We start from the raw sequence: 16,434 nt of genomic DNA on the forward strand, positions 1-16,434 counted from the left end.
AACGCGCCCACCCCCGCCGCAGTATATGCCCCGGCCCGGTGCGTCAAGGGGCGGGGTAGCCCCATACCACACCGTCCGCCCGGGCGGTGCTGCAAAAGCCCCGGATCCCCTCCAGGAGGGCCAGCGCCTCCCGGATGCGCCCCCAGGGATGGTTGAGCTTGCGCAGGGTGTCGTCGTCGCCGGGCAGCGCGGCCTCCGTCACGGCCGCCGGGCAGCTGAGGCAGCTCAAGAACCCCACGTTGGCCTCCCGCACGCCCCGGCTGGGCAGCTGCAGCCCTCTCGCCAACGCCCCGGCCAGCGACGCCGCCAGCCGCCGGCTATCCTCCCGCCGGTAGAAGTACGCCTCGGCCCCCTGCAGCGACGCCTCAAGCAAGAGCCCGTGGTGGATGCTCACCGCCATGCCGGCGCGAAAGCGCCTCGCCCGTGCGCACCGATCGCCGGCGGTGAGGTCGACGTCGCTCACGCGGGTGAGGCCCACGACGGCGCCCGCCGCTTTGAGCAGCCGGCCCAGCCTCCTCGCCACGTACAGGTTGAGATCCTTTTCGACCAGCCCGCCGCCCAGGCTGCTCCCCGGATCCCGCCCCCCATGCCCGGGATCGAGGAGGATGCGCCATGAGGACAGGTACGGATCGGGCCGAGTCAGAAAGACGACCCCCGCCCGGGTATCCACGCTTACCGAGGCCCCGCCGGCAAGGGCCACGGCATCGGCGGGAAAGATCAGCATGCCGTCGGACCAGTCGGGAGAGGCCGCCAGCGCGACCACGGCCCCGTCGCCGTCGAGCTGGGCCTGGGCCCGGCCGCGGCGGAAGACCACGGTGCGACCCGTGCGGGGATCGTGCCAGCCCAGGACGTCCTCGCCCACGTCGAGTCGCGCTCCCCACCGGGATGCGATGGCAGCGGCGTTGACCCACGCCGCCTGGCCGTCCAACCGGCCAACGGTCCCCTCCAGCACGCGCCCGTCCAGGACCACCCGCAACCGGCGGGCCCGGTACACATGGGAGGTGCTCAAGGTGTGTTCCCAGCGTCCCTCGGAGGTCCGGCCCGCGGCCGGGCCTGTTTGGTGCGATCCGGTACCACCGTATGCCCGGGACCGCGGTCGGGGTGAAGGAGCGAGGGCCGCTACTTGGTGTACTTGTCGGCGACCTTGGAGGCCCCGAACGAATCGGGCTTGATCCGCGCGTCGAAGCCGCTGCCCGTCACCATGCCGACGACTTCGCGGATGAGGTTCTTGGTCTCGCCGTGGCGGCCGATGTCGAGGTGGATCTCGATGTCGAAGTCCGCGTGCCCGTTGGCAGCCAGCCGCGCCGCCAGCTGCCCGGCCACGTCGAGGCTTCGGGCCGCCTCGTAGAAGATGCGCTGGCGCAGGCTCCGGCCGAAGACCTCCCGCTCACGGGAGTAGAAATAGCGGGCGCCTTTGCCGACCCGGTGCACGATGACGGCGGTGACGAAGCTCGTCTCCTCGCGAAGCTGCGAGTCCGTACCGACGATGACACGGTACGTCGCTTCGGGCACCTCACGGACGTACGCGATGATCTCCGCGAACATCGCGTCGAAATCCATCGGCCCCTTGGTCGGGCTGATGAACTGCATGCCCGCCACCTTCTGCACATCCGTGGACTGGACTGCGGGAGGCCACCTCCTCCGCCGCCGGTCGCTCGAGGGCTCGTTGAGCCTGAGCCGCACCGATTATAACACCGGCCTCGGAGGGCAGCAATCGAGCCTGCAGCGCCGCCTGGACGGGCTTGACAGGAACGGGGGCCGCCTCTTAGCATAAGGCGGCATGCGCTGGCGGCACTGAAAGAAAGGACCTGCGGCAATGCGGGAGCAGGGCCGGGGTCTTTTCGTCTTCGGGCGACCATTTCCCGCGTTTCGAGAAGCTCCCCTGGGGCTCTTCCTACCCCCGGCAAGATCCGCGAGAGGAAAGGCTGGTCCGCCTGAGATGGCTTTCGAACCGCGTGACGACGACGCCGTCGTTTGCACCGGGTTGACCAAGCACTTCTGGGAGACGCCGGGCAACGACCGAGAACCGCCCGCCCCCGACGGGTCGGGCGCGGCTACCGGCAATGGGCACGACCACGAAGGAAGCCCTGCGGCTGCTGTGCCCCGCCGGGCCGCCGCAGCGGCGTGGCGACGCCTCTGGCCCGGCAGGCGCCCGCGCCGGCGGGTAGCCGCCGTGGACGGGATCGACCTTGTGGTGCGGCGCGGGGAGATTTTCGGCATCATCGGGCCCAACGGATCGGGCAAGTCGACCCTGATCCGGCTGATGGCCACGCTGCTGATCCCGGACGGCGGCACCATCCGGATCTTCGGGCACGACGTCGCGCGAGAGCAGCTCGCGGTGCGCCGCCTCATCAACCGCGTCTCGGTGGAGGCGTCGTTCTTCAAGAAGCTCTCGGCCCTGGAGAACCTCAGCTACGCGGCGCGCCTGTACGACGTCCCGCCCCGGGACGCTCGCCGGGAAGCCTTGCGTATCCTGCACCGGCTCGGGCTGGCGGAGGCGAAACTGGCCTGCCCGCTCGAGGAACTCTCCCGAGGAATGCAGCAGAAGGTCGCCATCGCCCGCGCACTGTTGACCTCTCCCGTCCTGCTGCTCCTCGACGAACCCACCACCGGGCTCGACCCCCGCTCCAAGCGGGAGGTGCAGGAGTTCGTCCTGGAGGTCCGGCAGCAGCACGACGCCACCGTGATCCTCACCACTCACGACATGGACGAGGCGGAGCGGCTGTGCGATCGGGTGGCGTTCATCATGCACGGGAAGATCGTGGCACAGGGCTCTCCGGAGCAGCTGAAGCGCTCGGCGCCCGGTGGCCGGGCCGCTACCCTGGAGGAGCTGTTCCTGATGCTTACGGGAAGCGACTGGAAGTCCGTGGTCCACACCGAGGAGGAAGCATAGCGTGAGCAAGGCGGAACTCTGGCGGGAGCTGCGGGCGTCGCTTGCCTTCGTGGAGCGCAACGTCAACCTGAGCCGGCGCTACCTGGGGTGGGAAGTCGTCTTCCTCGTCTATACCGTCGTCAACACCCTCAGCATCGGGCTCATCGGCGTGGGCGCGCCGGGGGTACCCGCGGACGCCCGGCTCGTGCTCTACCTGTTGACCGGGGCCCTCTTGTGGAGCTTCCTCTCCGTGGTCTTCACGGAGGTGGGCCAGGCAGTGCAGTGGGAGCGCTGGGAGGGGACGATCGAGTACACCTTCATGGCCCCCATCCGGCTCGTCACGTACCTCTCGGGCAACTCCCTGTGGGCCGTGGGCTACGCCACGCTGCGTACCGTGGTGCTGCTCCTGGCGACGGCGGCCTTTTTCCGGCTGGACCTGTCCAGGGCCAACGCGCCGGGAGCCGCCCTGGTGCTGGTCGCGTCGGGGCTCTCGTTCGTCGGGCTGGGCCTGGTGGCCTCGGTGCTGCCTCTGCTCTCCACCGAGAAGGGGGCGCAGGCGACCAACATCTTTCAGGCGGTGCTGCTGCTGATCTCGGGGGTCTACTACGACGTCACCGCCTTGCCGGCGTGGCTGCAGCCCCTGGCGTGGCTGAGCCCGGCCACGTACACGCTGCGGGCTACCCGCGCAGCGCTCATCGACGGCGCCCCGACGGCGTCGCTGTTGCCCGACATCTTGCGGCTGGTCGCCATGGCGCTGGTGCTGGCCCCCCTCGGCTTCTTCGTTTTCCGTATGGGGGCCGTGTACGCTCTACGTACCGGTAAGCTGAAGCGCAACGGCTGAGGGCAGCCGGAAGGGACCGGCCCGGCGGGTCCGTCTTGACTCTCCCACTGCACGGGGCCGTGCGATACACTATTACCATCGTGCAAACGCATAAGCGGGCAGGGGGGTCGTCGATGGCTCGTCCGGCCGAGGAGGCTGTCATCGCACAGAAGGGGTACGCCGTGCCCGAAGCGCTGGTGAGCACCGAGTGGGTGGCGCAGCACCTGGAAGACCCGTCCGTTCGCGTCGTGGAATCGGACGAAGACGTCCTGCTCTACGACATGGGACATATCCCCGGCGCGGTCAAGATCGACTGGCACACGGACCTGCAGGATCCCGTCGTGAGGGACTACATCGACCCGCAGCGTTTCGCTGCCCTGGCCTCGTCCAGGGGCATCTCCCGGGACACGACCGTGGTCTTTTACGGCGACAAGAACAACTGGTGGGCCTGCTACGCGTTCTGGGCGTTCAAGCTGTTCGGCCACCCCGACTGCCGCATCATGGACGGAGGCCGCAAGAAATGGGAAGCCGAGGGGCGTCCCATGACCCGCGACGTTCCCTCGTACGCGCCCGCCTCCTATCCGGTGCCCCGGCGGGAGGACGCGCCCATCCGGGCGTTCCGGCAGGACGTGGAGGCGCACGTCCGCGCGGGGCGGCCGCTGGTCGACGTGCGTTCCCCGCAGGAGTACCGCGGAGAGCTCCTGCACATGCCCGACTACCCGCAGGAGGGCGCGCTGCGCGGCGGCCACATCCCGGGAGCCCGCAACGTGCCCTGGGTCATGGCGATCCAGGAGGACGGGACCTTCAAGCCTGCGGACGCCCTGCGGGCCATTTACCAGGAGCAGGCAGGCCTTTCCCCCCAGGACGACATCGTGGCGTATTGCCGGATCGGGGAGCGTTCGGCGCACACCTGGTTCGTGCTCACATACCTTCTGGGGTACCCGAGGGTCCGCAATTACGACGGGTCGTGGACGGAATGGGGCAATCTCGTGAGGGCCCCCATCGAACGATGAGCACGGTGACTCCCGGGGAAGGCTGCACGGCGCATCGGCCCCCGGTCGCCGGCAAGCTCGACCCGGAGACCCGGTTGCAGGTCGTGACCGACCACTACCAAAACCCGCGTCACTTCGGGGCACTGCCGGAGGCGACGGTGGTCCTGCCGGGCGGCAATCCGGGTTGCGGCGACGTGGTGGTCATCTACTTGCGCGCCGAGGGCGAGCGGCTGGTCGACGTAAAGTACGAGGGCCAGGGGTGCACCGTGAGCCAGGCGGCCGCCTCGCTCCTGCTCGAGCACCTGCACGCCACGGGCCTGGATCCGGACGCCGTCCTGGCGATGGACTACCGTTTCATGGAGGAGCTGTTGGGCAACGACCTGGTGCGGGCGCGCCCCCGCTGCGCGACCCTCGCCCTCGGCACCCTGAAGAGCGCCATCCAGGCGTGGCGTCGCAAGCTCCGAGCCGGGACCCATCAGGGCTGAGACGCCCGGAGCTGCAACAAGGCAGCGGCAAGGCGCACGAAAGCGGGCACGTCGAGCGCCTCGGCCCGCAGACCCCCGTCGATCCCGGCCCGCCGCAGCAGCTCCGCGGCGTCGTAAGGAGCGAGGTCGAGGGTGGCGAGGGCGTTCCTGAGCGTCTTGCGGCGCTGGCCGAAGGCGGCGCGGAGCACCGTCTCCAGCGCCTCCCCGAGGAGAGCGCCGGGCCGCCCCTCGTGGGGCTCGAGGCTCATCACGGTCGAGTCCACCTCGGGCGGGGGGAAAAAACAGCGCCGCGACACGTCGAACAGGCGGCGCACCCGGACGTGGGCCGCCACGGCCACTGTCAGCGAACCGTACGCCCCAGATCCGGGAGGGGCCACCAGGCGGTCGGCCACTTCCTTCTGCACCATCACGACCGCCCGGGCGAAGGCGCGGCTTCTGGCCAGGGCCAGCAGCAGCGGGCTCGTGATGGCGTAGGGCAGGTTGCCCGCCACCAGGCTCGGGGCGATGCGCTCGAGGCTGAGCGTCAGCACGTCGGCGGCGACCACCCGCACCGGCCCGCCGGGGGCGTGGAGCTGGTGTTCCCGCAGCACCCAGGCCAGAGCGCGGGCCAGGGCGCCATCCTTCTCCACGGCGACGACCGAGCCGGCCCGCTCGCCCAGCGGGATGGTGATGGCGCCCAGGCCCGGGCCGATCTCCAGCACCCGATCGGCAGGGCCGGGAGCGACCGCGTCGGCCACCCGGCGTGCCACCCGGGGGTCCACCAGGAAATGCTGGCTCAGCCGCCGCCGCGGCCGGAGCTCGAACCTGCCGAGCAAAGCGCGTACGCCGGACGGCGTGGCGGGATCGATCGGCTGCCTCTCAGTCGAGGACGTAGACGGTCACCGGCCGGCGTCCGAAGTGGAGGGCTTCGCGCAGGGTGTTGAAGCCGAGGTCGATCCGCCTGCCTTTGATGGCGCCGCCTACGTCGCCTGCCACGGCCAGGCCGTAGCCCGGGATGTACAGGCGCGTCCCCAGCGGAATCACGCGCGGATCCACCGCGACCACGCCCAGCCCCGCCCGCATGCCGGTCGCCGTGACCCCGTCGGCGGAGCGACCGGTGCTCTCCGGCCCGGGGTAATAGGCGGTGGCGATCATGGGCAACGCCTCCCGGTACCGGATCACGCCGGCCGGCGTCCGGAGCGTACGCCAGACGATGCGGGTCCCGACCCCGATGATCTGAGCGACCGGCTCCTGGATCCTGCGGGTCCCGACCACGGTGGTGGAGACCAGCTTGCCGTCCTCGTAGCGCAGGCGCTCCGTGTACTCGACCACGCCCTCGCGCCCCTCGCGCAAGATCCCCGTCTTGCCCTTCTCCCACCGGGGTTCCGCCCACCGCAAGGTCTTGAACGGAATGGGCTCGCGCCGGGTCCGGGTCACTTCCTGCACCCGCACGACCCGCACCGCGGTGCCGGGCGTCACCGGTTGGTCGAGAGCCGGGGTCACCTCGTCGAGCGGCCCGAGCCTGATCGCTCGCTCCCGGAGCAGCTCGCCAACGGTGCCCCCGACGGCCAGGGTTTCGACGTGCTGGCCGTCCACGGTCACGATCACGTCGAAGGCGCGCTGCACCCGGATGGTCATGCCCGGGTGCACCTCGACCCCGAGGGCGGGCTCCGTCCGGTCACCCTCCCGCAGCTGCACGCCCAACTGCCGAAGCGCGTCAGCGACGTTGCCCCGCAACACCCGCCCCGCAACGACCCCCTCGTCCCCGTCGACGATCCGTACGGGGTGCAGCAGCACGGCCTGGCCCGCCCAGGCCAGTACTGCCAGCGCCGCGCAAAAAAGCGCCCCGCGCAGCGCAGCTCCGAAGCGAAGGGGTGCGGGAGCCGCCGGCCAGGGTCCCGGGGGCGAAGCGGCGCCGGGCTGCATCATGGCGCAGCCCCGCCGGCCGGAGAGGCGCCGCCTGCCTGGCCCCGCCCGAGCCGCCGCAACCGGCCGGCCACCTCCCCGGGCGAGAGCTGCTCGATCTGGTCGATGACCTCGATCGCCTCCTCCAGCTCCGCCTCCTCCAGGATCCCCTCCTGGTGGAGCCGGTAGTAGGCGTCCGCCAGGCGCAGCCGCACCCGCTCGAGCCGGTCGACGAGATCCATGGCCGTGTGCTACTCCTGCTCTTCGAGGTCGACGAATCGGGTATACTCCCGGATGAAGCGCAGCCGTGCCACGCCTGTCGGGCCGCGCCGCTGCTTGGCCACGATGACCTCGACGACGCCTTCGGTGCCCTTCTCTTTGGCCTTGTCGGGATGGTAGTAGTCGTCCCGGTACAAAAACATGACCACGTCGGCGAACTCCTCGATGTTGCCGCTGTCCCGCAGGTCCGACATCACCGGGCGCTTGTTGTCTCGAGCCTCGACGCCCCGGTTGAGCTGCGAGAGCAGGATGATGGGGACGTCCAGCTCGCCCGCCAGGTCCCGCAGCTCTCGTACGATGTCGCCCACGACCAGCGCCCAGTTTTTGTTGGCCTCCGACGGAGGGCGGATCAGCTGGAGGTAGTCGATGACGATCAGGCCGAGGTCCTTGTGCGTCGCCTTGACCCGGCGCGCCTTGGCCCGGATGTCGGCCGCCGTGAGCCCCCGCCGGTCTACCACCAGAATCGGCAGCTCGTGCAGTTCGTTGAAGATCGACTGAGTCCGGGCGAACTTGCCGGGATCGAGGCGGGTGTTGTACTCGAACGAGGTGATGGGAGACCCGCCCTCCTGCAGGCGGAACAACTCGCTGATGACGATGCGGTCGCCGATCTGCTCGTCATCCATCTCCAGGGAGAAGATCAGCACCGGCACCCGCTCGTAGCGGGCGACGTGCACCGCGAAGTTGAGGGCCAGCGCGGTCTTGCCCATGCTGGGCCGGGCCGCCAGGATGATCAGGTCTTTCTTCTTGAAACCCGTCGTCAGCCCGTCGATGGACGGGAAGCTGACGTTGAGCCCGGGATTGCGCTTGCCTTCGCTGCGCTCCACCAGGTTGAAATAGCAGCGAGCCAGGACGTCCCGGAGCGGCTTGATGTCCTCCTCGAGGGCACCTTCCTCGCTGGTCGCCTCGAACATCCACTGCTGGGCCTGGGACTGGCAGTCCGTCAGGGAAGGCGTGGTCTCGAACAGGATCATCTGCTCGATGCGCTGCGCCGCCTCCAGGATGCGCCGGCGGGCCTGCTTGTCCAGCAAGACGTCGACCGCCGGCTCCAGCTCCGCGGCCGTGCCGAAGGAGTCGGTCAGCTCGAGCAGGGCGCCTTCCGGGTCCGGCACGTCCGGCTCCTTGCGGAGCCGGTTGAAGACCTGGGTGAACGAGATCCGCCCCGTGGAATGGTACAGCTCTTCGATGATCCGGTAGATGGCCCGGTGCACCCGATCGTAGAAATGGGCCGCGCGGAGCCTGTCCATCACCAGGTCGGCCTTGTCGGGGTACTTGAGCAGGATGCCGAGCACCCGCCGCTCCGCGTCAGGGTCGAAGGGTACGAAGCTGCCGCGCGCCTCCGGCGCGACGGCCGCTCCCTGCCCCGGGGCCCTGCGCGACAGGGGCACTGCGCCCTCAATGGCCACGTCCATACAGCTCCTTCCACCGCCGGATGCGTTCCGGGTCGACGGGCCGGTACGCTTCCGCGTTGGGCACGCCGGTCATCGGGGCATCGCTGCGGTCCGCGCCGGCCCGCCCGCCAGGCGCGGGCGATGTCGCGGGCGCGCCAGGGCCGGCAGCCTGCCCGCCCCGGGCGGGCGCGTGGATGACGGAGGCGAGCGAAGGCCGCCGCAACACGTCCTCCCACGTGCGCACCCCCTGGTTGTACCAGTTGCGCAGCACGCCCTCCAGGTAGCTGAAGCTGGCGAACTCGGCCGACCGGGCCGTCTGCTCGATGGCGAGAGCCACGACGTCCGTGGCCATGTGGCGCTCGGTGATCCACTCGCCGAGCCGCTGGGCCTGGGTGTCGCTGATGAGCCCGATCCGCTGGTGGTACCAGTCGAGCACTCCCCGCACGTCCGTCGGAAGGGCTGACTCCCCGTTCGGCTCGTAGCCGGCACCCCCTTCGGGGGGGGCCGCCTCCGGCGCGTGAGCCGACTCGGCCGACGCGGCGGCCTCCTGGCGGGCGCCGTCGGTCTCCGGGGAAGGGTGGCCCGCTCCGTCGGGAGGAGGGCCGAATTGCCGGGCGAACTCTGCCCCGGGCAGCGGCTCGTGGACGCGCAGTCCCTGCCCGCTCACCGGCTCGACCAGCCGGTACAGCCCGAGCGTCCGCAGCGCCTCGGCCGCCTCGAGGGGCGGCATGCCAAGGCTTCGGGCCAGGTACGAGGCCGGGTCCTCGTCATCCGGGGTGCCGCCGTGCTCGGCTGCGAAGCGCAAGACCAGCCAGGCACTCACAGCCTGCCACCCCATGCGCGGGGCATACAGGGTCAGGAGCTCCTCGGGCACCGGCAGGTACCGGCGCGCGGTCGGCGCAGGCTCGATCCGTAGGCGTCGGCGTCCCATGCTGTGCCTCCGTGACAGGGTCTACTGGGCAGAGTTCTGCCTGGCCCCGACCCCTCCCTTCGGCTGCCGTGAAGGTGCCCAGTGAGCCTGGGCGGCCCGCAGGGCCGCCCGGGTGCGGTGCATCTCGATGGCGATGGTCACCAGACGGTCGAGCAAACGGGAGTAAGGCAGCCCCGACGCCTCCCACAGGCGTGGGTACATGCTTACGGCCGTGAAGCCGGGGATGGTGTTGATCTCGTTGACCCACACCTTCCCGTCAGGCTTCACGAAAAAGTCGACCCGCGCCATCCCCCAGGCGTCCACCGCCTGGAAGGCGGCCAGCGCGAGCCGCCGCACCTCGCCGGCCACCGCGGGGTCCAGCTCGGCCGGTACCACGAGCCGGGTCCCCTCGTCGTAATACTTGGCCTCGTAATCGTAAAAGGCGCGGCGGGGCAGGATCTCCCCCGGCACCGACGCTTCCGGCTCGTCGGCGCCCAACACGCTGCACTCGACCTCCCGGGCGGGAGCCGCCGACGCCTCCACGAGCGCCTTGCGGTCGTACGAGAAGGCTTCGTCCAGAGCGCTACGAGCCTGCTCGGGGCCCTCGGCCTGCTGCACGCCCACGCTCGACCCCAGATTGGCGGGCTTCACGAAGGCCGGAAACCCCGGGTGCCTGGCGATCGCCTCCAGCACCCGGTCCGGATGGCGCAGCCACTCGTTGCGCCGCACCACCCGGTACGCCACCACGGGCAGGCCGGCCGCCCGGAAGACGGCCTTCATGAGGTCTTTGTCCATCCCCACGGCGCTGGCCGCCACGCCGGCTCCCACGTACGGGACCTCGGCGAGCTCGAACACCGCCTGGATGGTCCCATCTTCGCCCATTGGCCCGTGGAGCAGGGGAAAGGCCACGTCGATGGGGGGATTGGCGGGGTGCCCCGGCTGGGGCACTACGACCACCGGCTGCAACGCGTCGACATGCCCGGCCGCCAGGGCGTCCAGTACCCGAGCGGGGTCATTCCCGGTATACCACCGGCCCTCCCGTGTCACGGCGATGGGAAACAGTTCGTACCGATCCGGGTCCAGGGCCCTTACGACCGAGCGGGCGGACATGATGGAGACCTCGTGTTCCCCTGAGCGCCCGCCGAAAAGCAGTGCCAAGCGCAGCCTCTTGCTCAACGTCGTCCCTCCGTGTTCCTCGCGCCGGTTGTGCGTTACCCCTCTTATGCGTTTCCCCCGGACATGCTGCCCCTGCCACGGGCGTAAGTCTTCTGCGCCGTGCAACACTCGGACGCTTCCCGCCGCCGCCCGATGGGCCTCGTCAGCGCCTGGACGCTGGGCGTGGGCACCATGGTCGGAACGGGCATTTTCGCCCTTTCAGCCGACGCGGCGCGCTACGCCGGTCCGGCCGCGGTCGCCAGCTACCTCCTGGCAGGATTGGCCTGCCTCGTGCTGGCACTCAACTTCGGCCTTCTGGCTTCCGGCCGCCCTGTCTCCGGAGGGCCGTACGTCTACATCCGCGACGGCCTGGGGCCGCTCGTGGGCATCGTGGCGGGCTGGCAGCTGTGGCTCGGGATGGCGCTGTCCGCCTCCTTTTATGCCGTCGGCTTCGCGCGGTATCTCACCTATTTCTGGCCGGGCTCCCCGGCGAAGGGGGTCGCGGCGGCTACGGTGGCGCTGGTTTCCGTCGTCAACGTGATGGTGCCACGAGCCGCCTCCGTCCTGCAAAACCTTTCGGTAGGGTTTCTCCTTTTGGTCCTCGGGGGCCTCGTGGTCCTGGGTATTCCGCGTGTGGAGCCCGCGTTCTGGGTGCCGGTCGCTCCGTACGGGTGGCGGCCGGCGGTGGAGATCGTTCCCCTGGTCTTCACCTCTTACCTCGGCTTCGAGATGATCGCCCAGGCGGGCAACGCCTTCCGTAACCCGAGGCGCACCGTGCCGCTGGCGATGGTGGCGTCGGTGGCGACGGTGACCGCGCTGTACAGCGGCATCATGGTCGTGAGCCTGGGGGTCATCCACCACGTCGACCTGGCTCAGTCGCCGACCCCGCTGGCAGAGGTGGCTCGGCGACTCATGGGCCGGCCGGGGGCGGCCGTGGTCGCCATCGGGGGCATGGTGGCCGCTCTCTCCTCGGCCAACGGGGTCGTCCTCGCCTCCCTGGAGCTGGCGAGGGTCATGACCGGGGAGGGCTCCTGGCCCCCCTCCGGGTCCCGTGCCCGCCTCCCGGCGGCCGAACTGGCGGCCACGGCGGTCGCCGTGGCCGGCACCGCCGCCGGCGACCTGGAGTGGCTGGCGCGCGGCGTCGGCGTCCTCCATCTCCTGCCTTTCACGCTGGTCCCCATCACGCTGCTGCAGCTGTCGACGTCCCGCCGCGCCCGGCAGGTAACCCGAATGGCGCCGGCCTCCTCCGCCGTCGCCGTGGCAGGCATCGCGGTGATGGCCTTCGTGGTGAGGCAGTTACGGTGGCCCGAGGTGCAGACCGCGGCATGGCTGAGCGCTCCGGCCCTGTTATGGGTGTGGCGGATGCGGCGGTAACACCTCTTGCGCGGGTACCCGCAGCTCCCGGGCGAGGGCCCGAGCCATCGCGTCCACCGGGGCGTCCTGACCTGTCCAGAGGGCGAAAGCCTGCGCTCCCTGGTAGAGCAGCATCGCCGCGCCCGGCACCACGGCCAGGCCGGCGCTCCGGGCCGCGCGCACGAGCGGCGTGACCGGCGGGCGATAGACCATCTCCAGGATGGCGGCACTGCGCGGCAGGCGCTCCGGGGCGACGAGGCCCGCGAGCCTTTCCCCTGCCGCATCGCCCTCCTCGCCCGCATTCTCCATGCCCGCCGGCGTGGCCTGGATCACCAGGTCCACCCCCCGCCTGGCGAGCGTTCCGGCCAGCGAGCCGTCCAACGGGAAAGCCTCGGTCGCTCCCAGCTCCTCCACCAGGGCGGCGGCCCGTTCCGGGCGACGGGCACAGACACCGACCCAGGGGCTTCCTGCCCGCAGGCAGGCGTAGACGGCCGCCCTGGCCGCTCCGCCGGCGCCGAGTACCAGCACCCGTCGCTCACCCGCCTCCACGCCCCACGCCCGCAGGGCCAGGATGACCCCGGCCACGTCGGTGTTGTGACCCGACAAGCGCCCCTGCGCCGGGTCTGCCACGATGGTGTTGACGGCTCCGGTCGCGCGGGCCTCCTCCGACAGGTCGTCCATCCACCGCAGCACGGCTCGCTTGTGGGGAATGGTCACGTTGGCACCTGCGAAGCCCAGGCCCCTCAGGCCCGCCACCGCGAGCTCGAGCCGCTCGGGGGGCACCTCGAAGAGAAGATACGCCCACGCGGCCATCCGGAGGGCCCGGAAGGCAGCCCGGTGCATGGCAGGAGACGCCGAATGGCGCACCGGGTAGCCGAGCAGGCCTACGATGCGCGGGAGACCGTGCGCCATGCCGGATCCCCGAAGGCCAGGTCGAGGGCCTCCTCGATACGCCGCACCCCCACCGCCAGATCCGTCGCCAGCTCCGGGGGCACGTCCGGAAGGTTGGCAGCCGGCAGGATGACCCGCTGCATCCCGCTCTCCCGCGCCGCCCAGACCTTCTCCACGATGGCCCCCACCGGCTTGACCTCGCCCCACAGCGACAGCTCCCCGGTCATCGCCACGTCCTGCCGCACCGGCTTTTGGAGCAAGGCGCTGATGACCGCGCAAGCCAGGGCCAGGCCTGCCGAGGGGCCGTCGATCCTCCCGCCCCCCACGACGTTGACGTGCACGTCGTACTCCGCCATTTCCACCCCGAGCAGGCTTCGCGCCAGGGAAGCCGCGACGAAGACCGAGTCGCGGGCCATCGATCCGGCCGCCTCGTTGAACCGGATGGTGCCCTCGCCCCTGCCCCTCGCCTCGAAGGCCACCGCCTCCACCTCGAGCACCACCCCCCGGTAACCGGCTGCACCCAGGCCCAGGACCCGTCCCACCCTGGGCTCGCTCGACGCCCGGACCCGGGCCCCCGACATCAAGCGAGCCGAGCGAAGCGCCTCCTCGACGTGTTCCCGGCGGACCGCGAGCTCGGCGCCATCGGCCTCGCGTTCTTGTGCCGCATAACCGTAGGCGTCCGCAAGGATGGACACGGCTCTGCGGCCGTCGGGTGCATGCTGGGCGATGAGCGCGCCCACGCCGGGCTCGATGGGAATCCCGGCCCGGGCCGCCGCCTGCTCGACGATGGTGCGGATATCGGACGGGGACAGGGGCTGGAAGAAGACTTCGGCACACCGGCTCCGCAGCGCCGGATTGATCTCCTCGGGGCTACGCGTCGTGGCCCCCACGAGGACGAACGCCGCGGGCGCGCCCTCCTCGAAGAGCTTGCGAATGTACTTGGGCACCCGAGGGTCGGCGGGGTCGTAGTAGGCCGAGTCAAAGCGGACCCGGCGATCCTCGAGTACCTTCAACAGCTTGCTCTGCAGCAGCGGGTCGAGCTCGCCCACTTCGTCGATGAACAGGACGCCGCCGTGTGCCTCGGTGACCAGCCCGATCTTGGGCTCCGGGATCCCCAACTCGGCCAGCTCCCGCCGGGCACCCTGGTAGATGGGATCGTGGACGCTTCCGAGCAGGGGGTTGGTCGCCTCTCTCGGATCCCACCGCAGGGTGGCGCCGTCCACCTCGACGAACGGGGCGTCCTTTGCGAACGGCGTGTGGGGCATCGCCTTGGCGGCCTCCAGCACCAACCGGGCAACGGTGGTCTTGCCCACCCCCGGAGGGCCATACAGCAGAACGTGCTGGGGCATGGGCGTCGCGAGCTTCGCCATCAGGGCCCGGACGGCGCGCTGTTGGCCCACGACCTCTTCCAGCCGGCTCGGCCGCAAGGCCTGTCCGAGCGGCCCCAACCCCACCCGCCGGTGCTCGAGGCGTTCGAGCTCGGCGTACTTGCGCAGCGTGGCCGCGTTGTCGGGGCCTGCCTCCTCTTTGAGCACCTGGTTGCGCAGTTCCTGGAGATACTTGGCGTGCTGGCGCTGGATCCGTTCGGTGATACGCCGCTCGAGCCTTTCCTGGACGCGTTTTTTCGCCAGCTGCTCGGCCATCCGTTCCTCGATCTGCTCGACGAGGGCCCGGGCTTCTTCCTCGCCGGAGACCACCGAGGTCGGCTCTTCGTGGAGGATCCGCACGAGGGCCGTGAGCTGCTTGCGAGGGTCCGGCGAGCGCATCAGATCGAGGGCACCCACCTTGGCCGCGTGGAGGACCAGGCGCTCCGCGCCGTACAGCCGGCGGGCGAGATCCCACAGAGCCCGCACCTCCCGTGCCAGCTCCGGTGCTGCCCCCGTCCGGGCCATCAGCCCTCGCTTCCCTGCGCCGGGGCGCCCTCCGCCTGCTCGGCCTCGACCACCAGGTTCACGCTGGCCGTGATCCCGGCAGCGAGCCGCAGCGTCACGGGAAAGCTGCCCAGCTGCTTGACGGGCGCCTCGAGTTCGATGCGCCGCCGGTCCACCTCTGCCCCGAACTGGGCCCGCAGCGCCTCCGCCACGTCGCCCGCCGTCACGGAACCGAACAGCCGGCCGCCTTCGCCCGCCCGGGCCCGGATCGTCACGCTCTGCCCTTCCAGCCGCTGGGCAAGCGCCGAGGCTTCCTGCTGCTCCCGCTCGATGCGCCGCCTCACCAGCGCCTGCTGGTGCTCCACGGCCTTCACGCTGCCGCCGGTCGCCTGGATGGCGAGCTTGCGCGGCAGGAGGTAGTTGCGCCCGTACCCGTCGGCCACGGTCACCACTTCGCCCGCCCGGCCGACTCCTTTGACGTCCTGCGTAAGGATGACCTTCACGTGCGAACCACACCCTTCTCCGGCTGCCTCGCCAGGTTCCCCCCGGCGCCCAGGCTCGTTGCCGGCAGCCGCTGTGAGGCTACAGTCGGCGGAAGTTGAACCACGGATCGAAAAAGCCCACCACGCCGAGGCCGATCTGGCCCAGGGAGACGGCGGCGAACCCGCCGGCGCCGCCCACCGCAAGGGCCGGCGTCCAGAACATCAGCAAGAAGACCAACAGCAGCCGCACGCCCTTGCTCACCTGCAGGCGTTCGAGCCAGAACCAGAGCAAGGAGAGCCCCTGCACGAGGCAGATGAGGCCGCCGACTACGAGCAAGTTTGCGCTCACCATCTCCCACGCGCCCTGGCGCAAGCCCACCAGCGGCAAGAGGCTGCCAGCCCCCAGGGCGATGGGCCCTGCCATGGAGGAGCGCCACCGGGCGAACGGCGCGAACCACTCGAGCTTCTCGCCCATCCGGCCGAGTACCTGGCGCACCGCCCAGTGGTTGACGAACGCGCTTACGAGCGACGCCCACAGGATCCCTGCCGGAAAAAGCAGGCGTACCAGGGTGAGGATCCCCTTCTGGGCTTCCTCCAGGAGCTTCACCTGCTCCTCGGGGATGCCCATCCCGCGGTACCAGCCGGCCGCCTTGGTGAAGCTCTCCTCGTAGATCTCGAGGAACGTCTCGATGGGGTTGACCCCGCTGATCCACAGGGAGATACCCAGGCTGGCCAGCGTGGCCACGATCCCGGCGCCCGTCGCCACCCAGAGCGTGGTACGAGGCGACCACTTGCGATGCAAGGAGACGCCGAGGCCGAGCGACAAGAGGCCTGCCGGCACCAGCATCAGGACGGAGCCGATACCCCCGCCCAGCACGCCGCTCAACAGGGCGGTGACGACCCACGCCATGACGCCGGTGCCGGGCCCGTACCGGAAGATGAGCAAGGTGATGGGCGCCGGCAAGACCATCGCCAGGAAGGGCACGTACAGCGATAGCCACGCCAGTACCACGGTGACGGCCGCCAGCACGCCACCTTCGGTGAGCCGCCGG

The 16,434-nt window shown here is 70.5% G+C and carries 17 protein-coding genes; 5 read left to right on the forward strand and 12 right to left on the reverse strand.

Annotated elements, in window-relative coordinates; all coding sequences use genetic code 11:
• Nucleotides 1-43: 43 nt before the first annotated feature.
• On the reverse strand, nucleotides 44-1,009 hold the full coding sequence (locus U7230_RS13400; protein WP_324716337.1) for an N-acetylmuramoyl-L-alanine amidase family protein: 966 nt from the start codon (nucleotides 1,007-1,009) through the stop codon (nucleotides 44-46).
• A gap of 110 nt (nucleotides 1,010-1,119) precedes the next feature.
• Entirely contained in the window at nucleotides 1,120-1,590 is a 471-nt protein-coding gene (locus U7230_RS13405; RefSeq protein ID WP_324716338.1) for a ribonuclease H-like YkuK family protein, read from the reverse strand.
• 349 nt (nucleotides 1,591-1,939) lie between these two features.
• Here U7230_RS13405 and U7230_RS13410 point away from each other — a divergent pair, with 349 nt between their 5' ends.
• The 4 genes from U7230_RS13410 (at nucleotide 1,940) to U7230_RS13425 (ending at nucleotide 5,169) form a co-directional block, all read left to right on the forward strand.
• Entirely contained in the window at nucleotides 1,940-2,893 is a 954-nt protein-coding gene (locus U7230_RS13410) for an ABC transporter ATP-binding protein (RefSeq protein ID WP_324716339.1), read from the forward strand.
• Nucleotide 2,894: 1 nt separating this feature from the next.
• Entirely contained in the window at nucleotides 2,895-3,713 is an 819-nt protein-coding gene (locus tag U7230_RS13415; protein WP_324716340.1) for an ABC transporter permease, read from the forward strand.
• 113 nt (nucleotides 3,714-3,826) lie between these two features.
• Nucleotides 3,827-4,705: a sulfurtransferase gene (locus U7230_RS13420; protein WP_324716341.1), complete on the forward strand. Its 879-nt coding sequence runs from the start codon at nucleotides 3,827-3,829 to the stop codon at nucleotides 4,703-4,705.
• The gene (locus U7230_RS13425) at nucleotides 4,702-5,169 is read left to right on the forward strand and encodes an iron-sulfur cluster assembly scaffold protein (RefSeq protein ID WP_324716342.1); all 468 of its coding nucleotides are present in this window, start codon (nucleotides 4,702-4,704) and stop codon (nucleotides 5,167-5,169) included. The genes U7230_RS13420 and U7230_RS13425 overlap by 4 nt, the downstream gene beginning before the upstream one ends.
• Here the strand turns inward: U7230_RS13425 and rsmA are convergent.
• Genes rsmA through U7230_RS13455 form a run of 6 tightly spaced genes read right to left on the reverse strand, consistent with a single transcriptional unit; the run spans nucleotide 5,160 to nucleotide 10,788 of the window.
• Nucleotides 5,160-5,984: a 16S rRNA (adenine(1518)-N(6)/adenine(1519)-N(6))-dimethyltransferase RsmA gene (rsmA, locus tag U7230_RS13430; protein WP_324716343.1), complete on the reverse strand. Its 825-nt coding sequence runs from the start codon at nucleotides 5,982-5,984 to the stop codon at nucleotides 5,160-5,162. The two genes, U7230_RS13425 and rsmA, sit on opposite strands and share 10 nt — an antisense overlap.
• Before the next feature lie 43 nt (nucleotides 5,985-6,027).
• Nucleotides 6,028-7,077 (reverse strand): resuscitation-promoting factor, encoded by a 1,050-nt coding sequence (locus U7230_RS13435; RefSeq protein ID WP_324716344.1) that lies wholly within the window; start codon nucleotides 7,075-7,077, stop codon nucleotides 6,028-6,030.
• Nucleotides 7,074-7,295 (reverse strand): hypothetical protein, encoded by a 222-nt coding sequence (locus U7230_RS13440; protein ID WP_324716345.1) that lies wholly within the window; start codon nucleotides 7,293-7,295, stop codon nucleotides 7,074-7,076. Before U7230_RS13440 ends, U7230_RS13435 begins: the two co-directional genes overlap by 4 nt.
• 9 nt (nucleotides 7,296-7,304) lie before the next feature.
• Entirely contained in the window at nucleotides 7,305-8,735 is a 1,431-nt protein-coding gene (locus U7230_RS13445; protein WP_324716346.1) for a replicative DNA helicase, read from the reverse strand.
• The gene (locus tag U7230_RS13450; RefSeq protein ID WP_324716347.1) at nucleotides 8,725-9,651 is read right to left on the reverse strand and encodes a DnaD domain-containing protein; all 927 of its coding nucleotides are present in this window, start codon (nucleotides 9,649-9,651) and stop codon (nucleotides 8,725-8,727) included. Before U7230_RS13450 ends, U7230_RS13445 begins: the two co-directional genes overlap by 11 nt.
• Before the next feature lie 21 nt (nucleotides 9,652-9,672).
• Nucleotides 9,673-10,788, reverse strand: coding sequence for a D-alanine--D-alanine ligase family protein (locus U7230_RS13455; RefSeq protein WP_324716348.1), 1,116 nt, complete (start codon nucleotides 10,786-10,788; stop codon nucleotides 9,673-9,675).
• A gap of 117 nt (nucleotides 10,789-10,905) precedes the next feature.
• On the opposite strand from U7230_RS13455, the gene U7230_RS13460 reads away from it, so the two are divergent.
• Nucleotides 10,906-12,159, forward strand: coding sequence for an APC family permease (locus U7230_RS13460; RefSeq protein ID WP_324716349.1), 1,254 nt, complete (start codon nucleotides 10,906-10,908; stop codon nucleotides 12,157-12,159).
• Here the strand turns inward: U7230_RS13460 and aroE are convergent.
• The 4 genes from aroE to U7230_RS13480 all read right to left on the reverse strand — a co-directional run bounded on the left by aroE (nucleotide 12,133) and on the right by U7230_RS13480 (nucleotide 16,412).
• Nucleotides 12,133-13,050: a shikimate dehydrogenase gene (aroE, locus tag U7230_RS13465; protein ID WP_324716350.1), complete on the reverse strand. Its 918-nt coding sequence runs from the start codon at nucleotides 13,048-13,050 to the stop codon at nucleotides 12,133-12,135. The two genes, U7230_RS13460 and aroE, sit on opposite strands and share 27 nt — an antisense overlap.
• Nucleotides 13,023-14,921 (reverse strand): Lon family ATP-dependent protease, encoded by a 1,899-nt coding sequence (gene lonC / locus U7230_RS13470; protein WP_324716351.1) that lies wholly within the window; start codon nucleotides 14,919-14,921, stop codon nucleotides 13,023-13,025. The genes aroE and lonC overlap by 28 nt, the downstream gene beginning before the upstream one ends.
• A complete protein-coding gene (gene rplI / locus U7230_RS13475; protein ID WP_324716352.1) occupies nucleotides 14,921-15,403 on the reverse strand; it encodes a 50S ribosomal protein L9 in 483 nt (160 codons plus the stop codon). The genes lonC and rplI overlap by 1 nt, the downstream gene beginning before the upstream one ends.
• Before the next feature lie 79 nt (nucleotides 15,404-15,482).
• Nucleotides 15,483-16,412, reverse strand: coding sequence for a YybS family protein (locus U7230_RS13480; RefSeq protein WP_324716353.1), 930 nt, complete (start codon nucleotides 16,410-16,412; stop codon nucleotides 15,483-15,485).
• Nucleotides 16,413-16,434 lie beyond the last annotated feature (22 nt).

Origin of the sequence: Limnochorda sp. L945t, from assembly GCF_035593305.1 — a bacterium.
GTDB lineage: Bacteria > Bacillota > Limnochordia > Limnochordales > Geochordaceae > Carboxydichorda > Carboxydichorda subterranea.

Excerpts from the sequence above, each read along its gene's own strand:
- aroE (WP_324716350.1), bottom strand. The coding sequence starts at position 13,050 with ATGGCGCACGGTCTCCCGCGCATCGTAGGCCTGCTCGGCTACCCGGTG.
- U7230_RS13440 (WP_324716345.1), bottom strand. The coding sequence starts at position 7,295 with ATGGATCTCGTCGACCGGCTCGAGCGGGTGCGGCTGCGCCTGGCGGAC.
- U7230_RS13420 (WP_324716341.1), top strand. The coding sequence starts at position 3,827 with ATGGCTCGTCCGGCCGAGGAGGCTGTCATCGCACAGAAGGGGTACGCC.
- U7230_RS13450 (WP_324716347.1), bottom strand. The coding sequence starts at position 9,651 with ATGGGACGCCGACGCCTACGGATCGAGCCTGCGCCGACCGCGCGCCGG.
- lonC (WP_324716351.1), bottom strand. The coding sequence starts at position 14,921 with ATGGCCCGGACGGGGGCAGCACCGGAGCTGGCACGGGAGGTGCGGGCT.
- U7230_RS13425 (WP_324716342.1), top strand. The coding sequence starts at position 4,702 with ATGAGCACGGTGACTCCCGGGGAAGGCTGCACGGCGCATCGGCCCCCG.
- U7230_RS13435 (WP_324716344.1), bottom strand. The coding sequence starts at position 7,077 with ATGATGCAGCCCGGCGCCGCTTCGCCCCCGGGACCCTGGCCGGCGGCT.
- U7230_RS13405 (WP_324716338.1), bottom strand. The coding sequence starts at position 1,590 with ATGCAGTTCATCAGCCCGACCAAGGGGCCGATGGATTTCGACGCGATG.
- U7230_RS13410 (WP_324716339.1), top strand. The coding sequence starts at position 1,940 with ATGGCTTTCGAACCGCGTGACGACGACGCCGTCGTTTGCACCGGGTTG.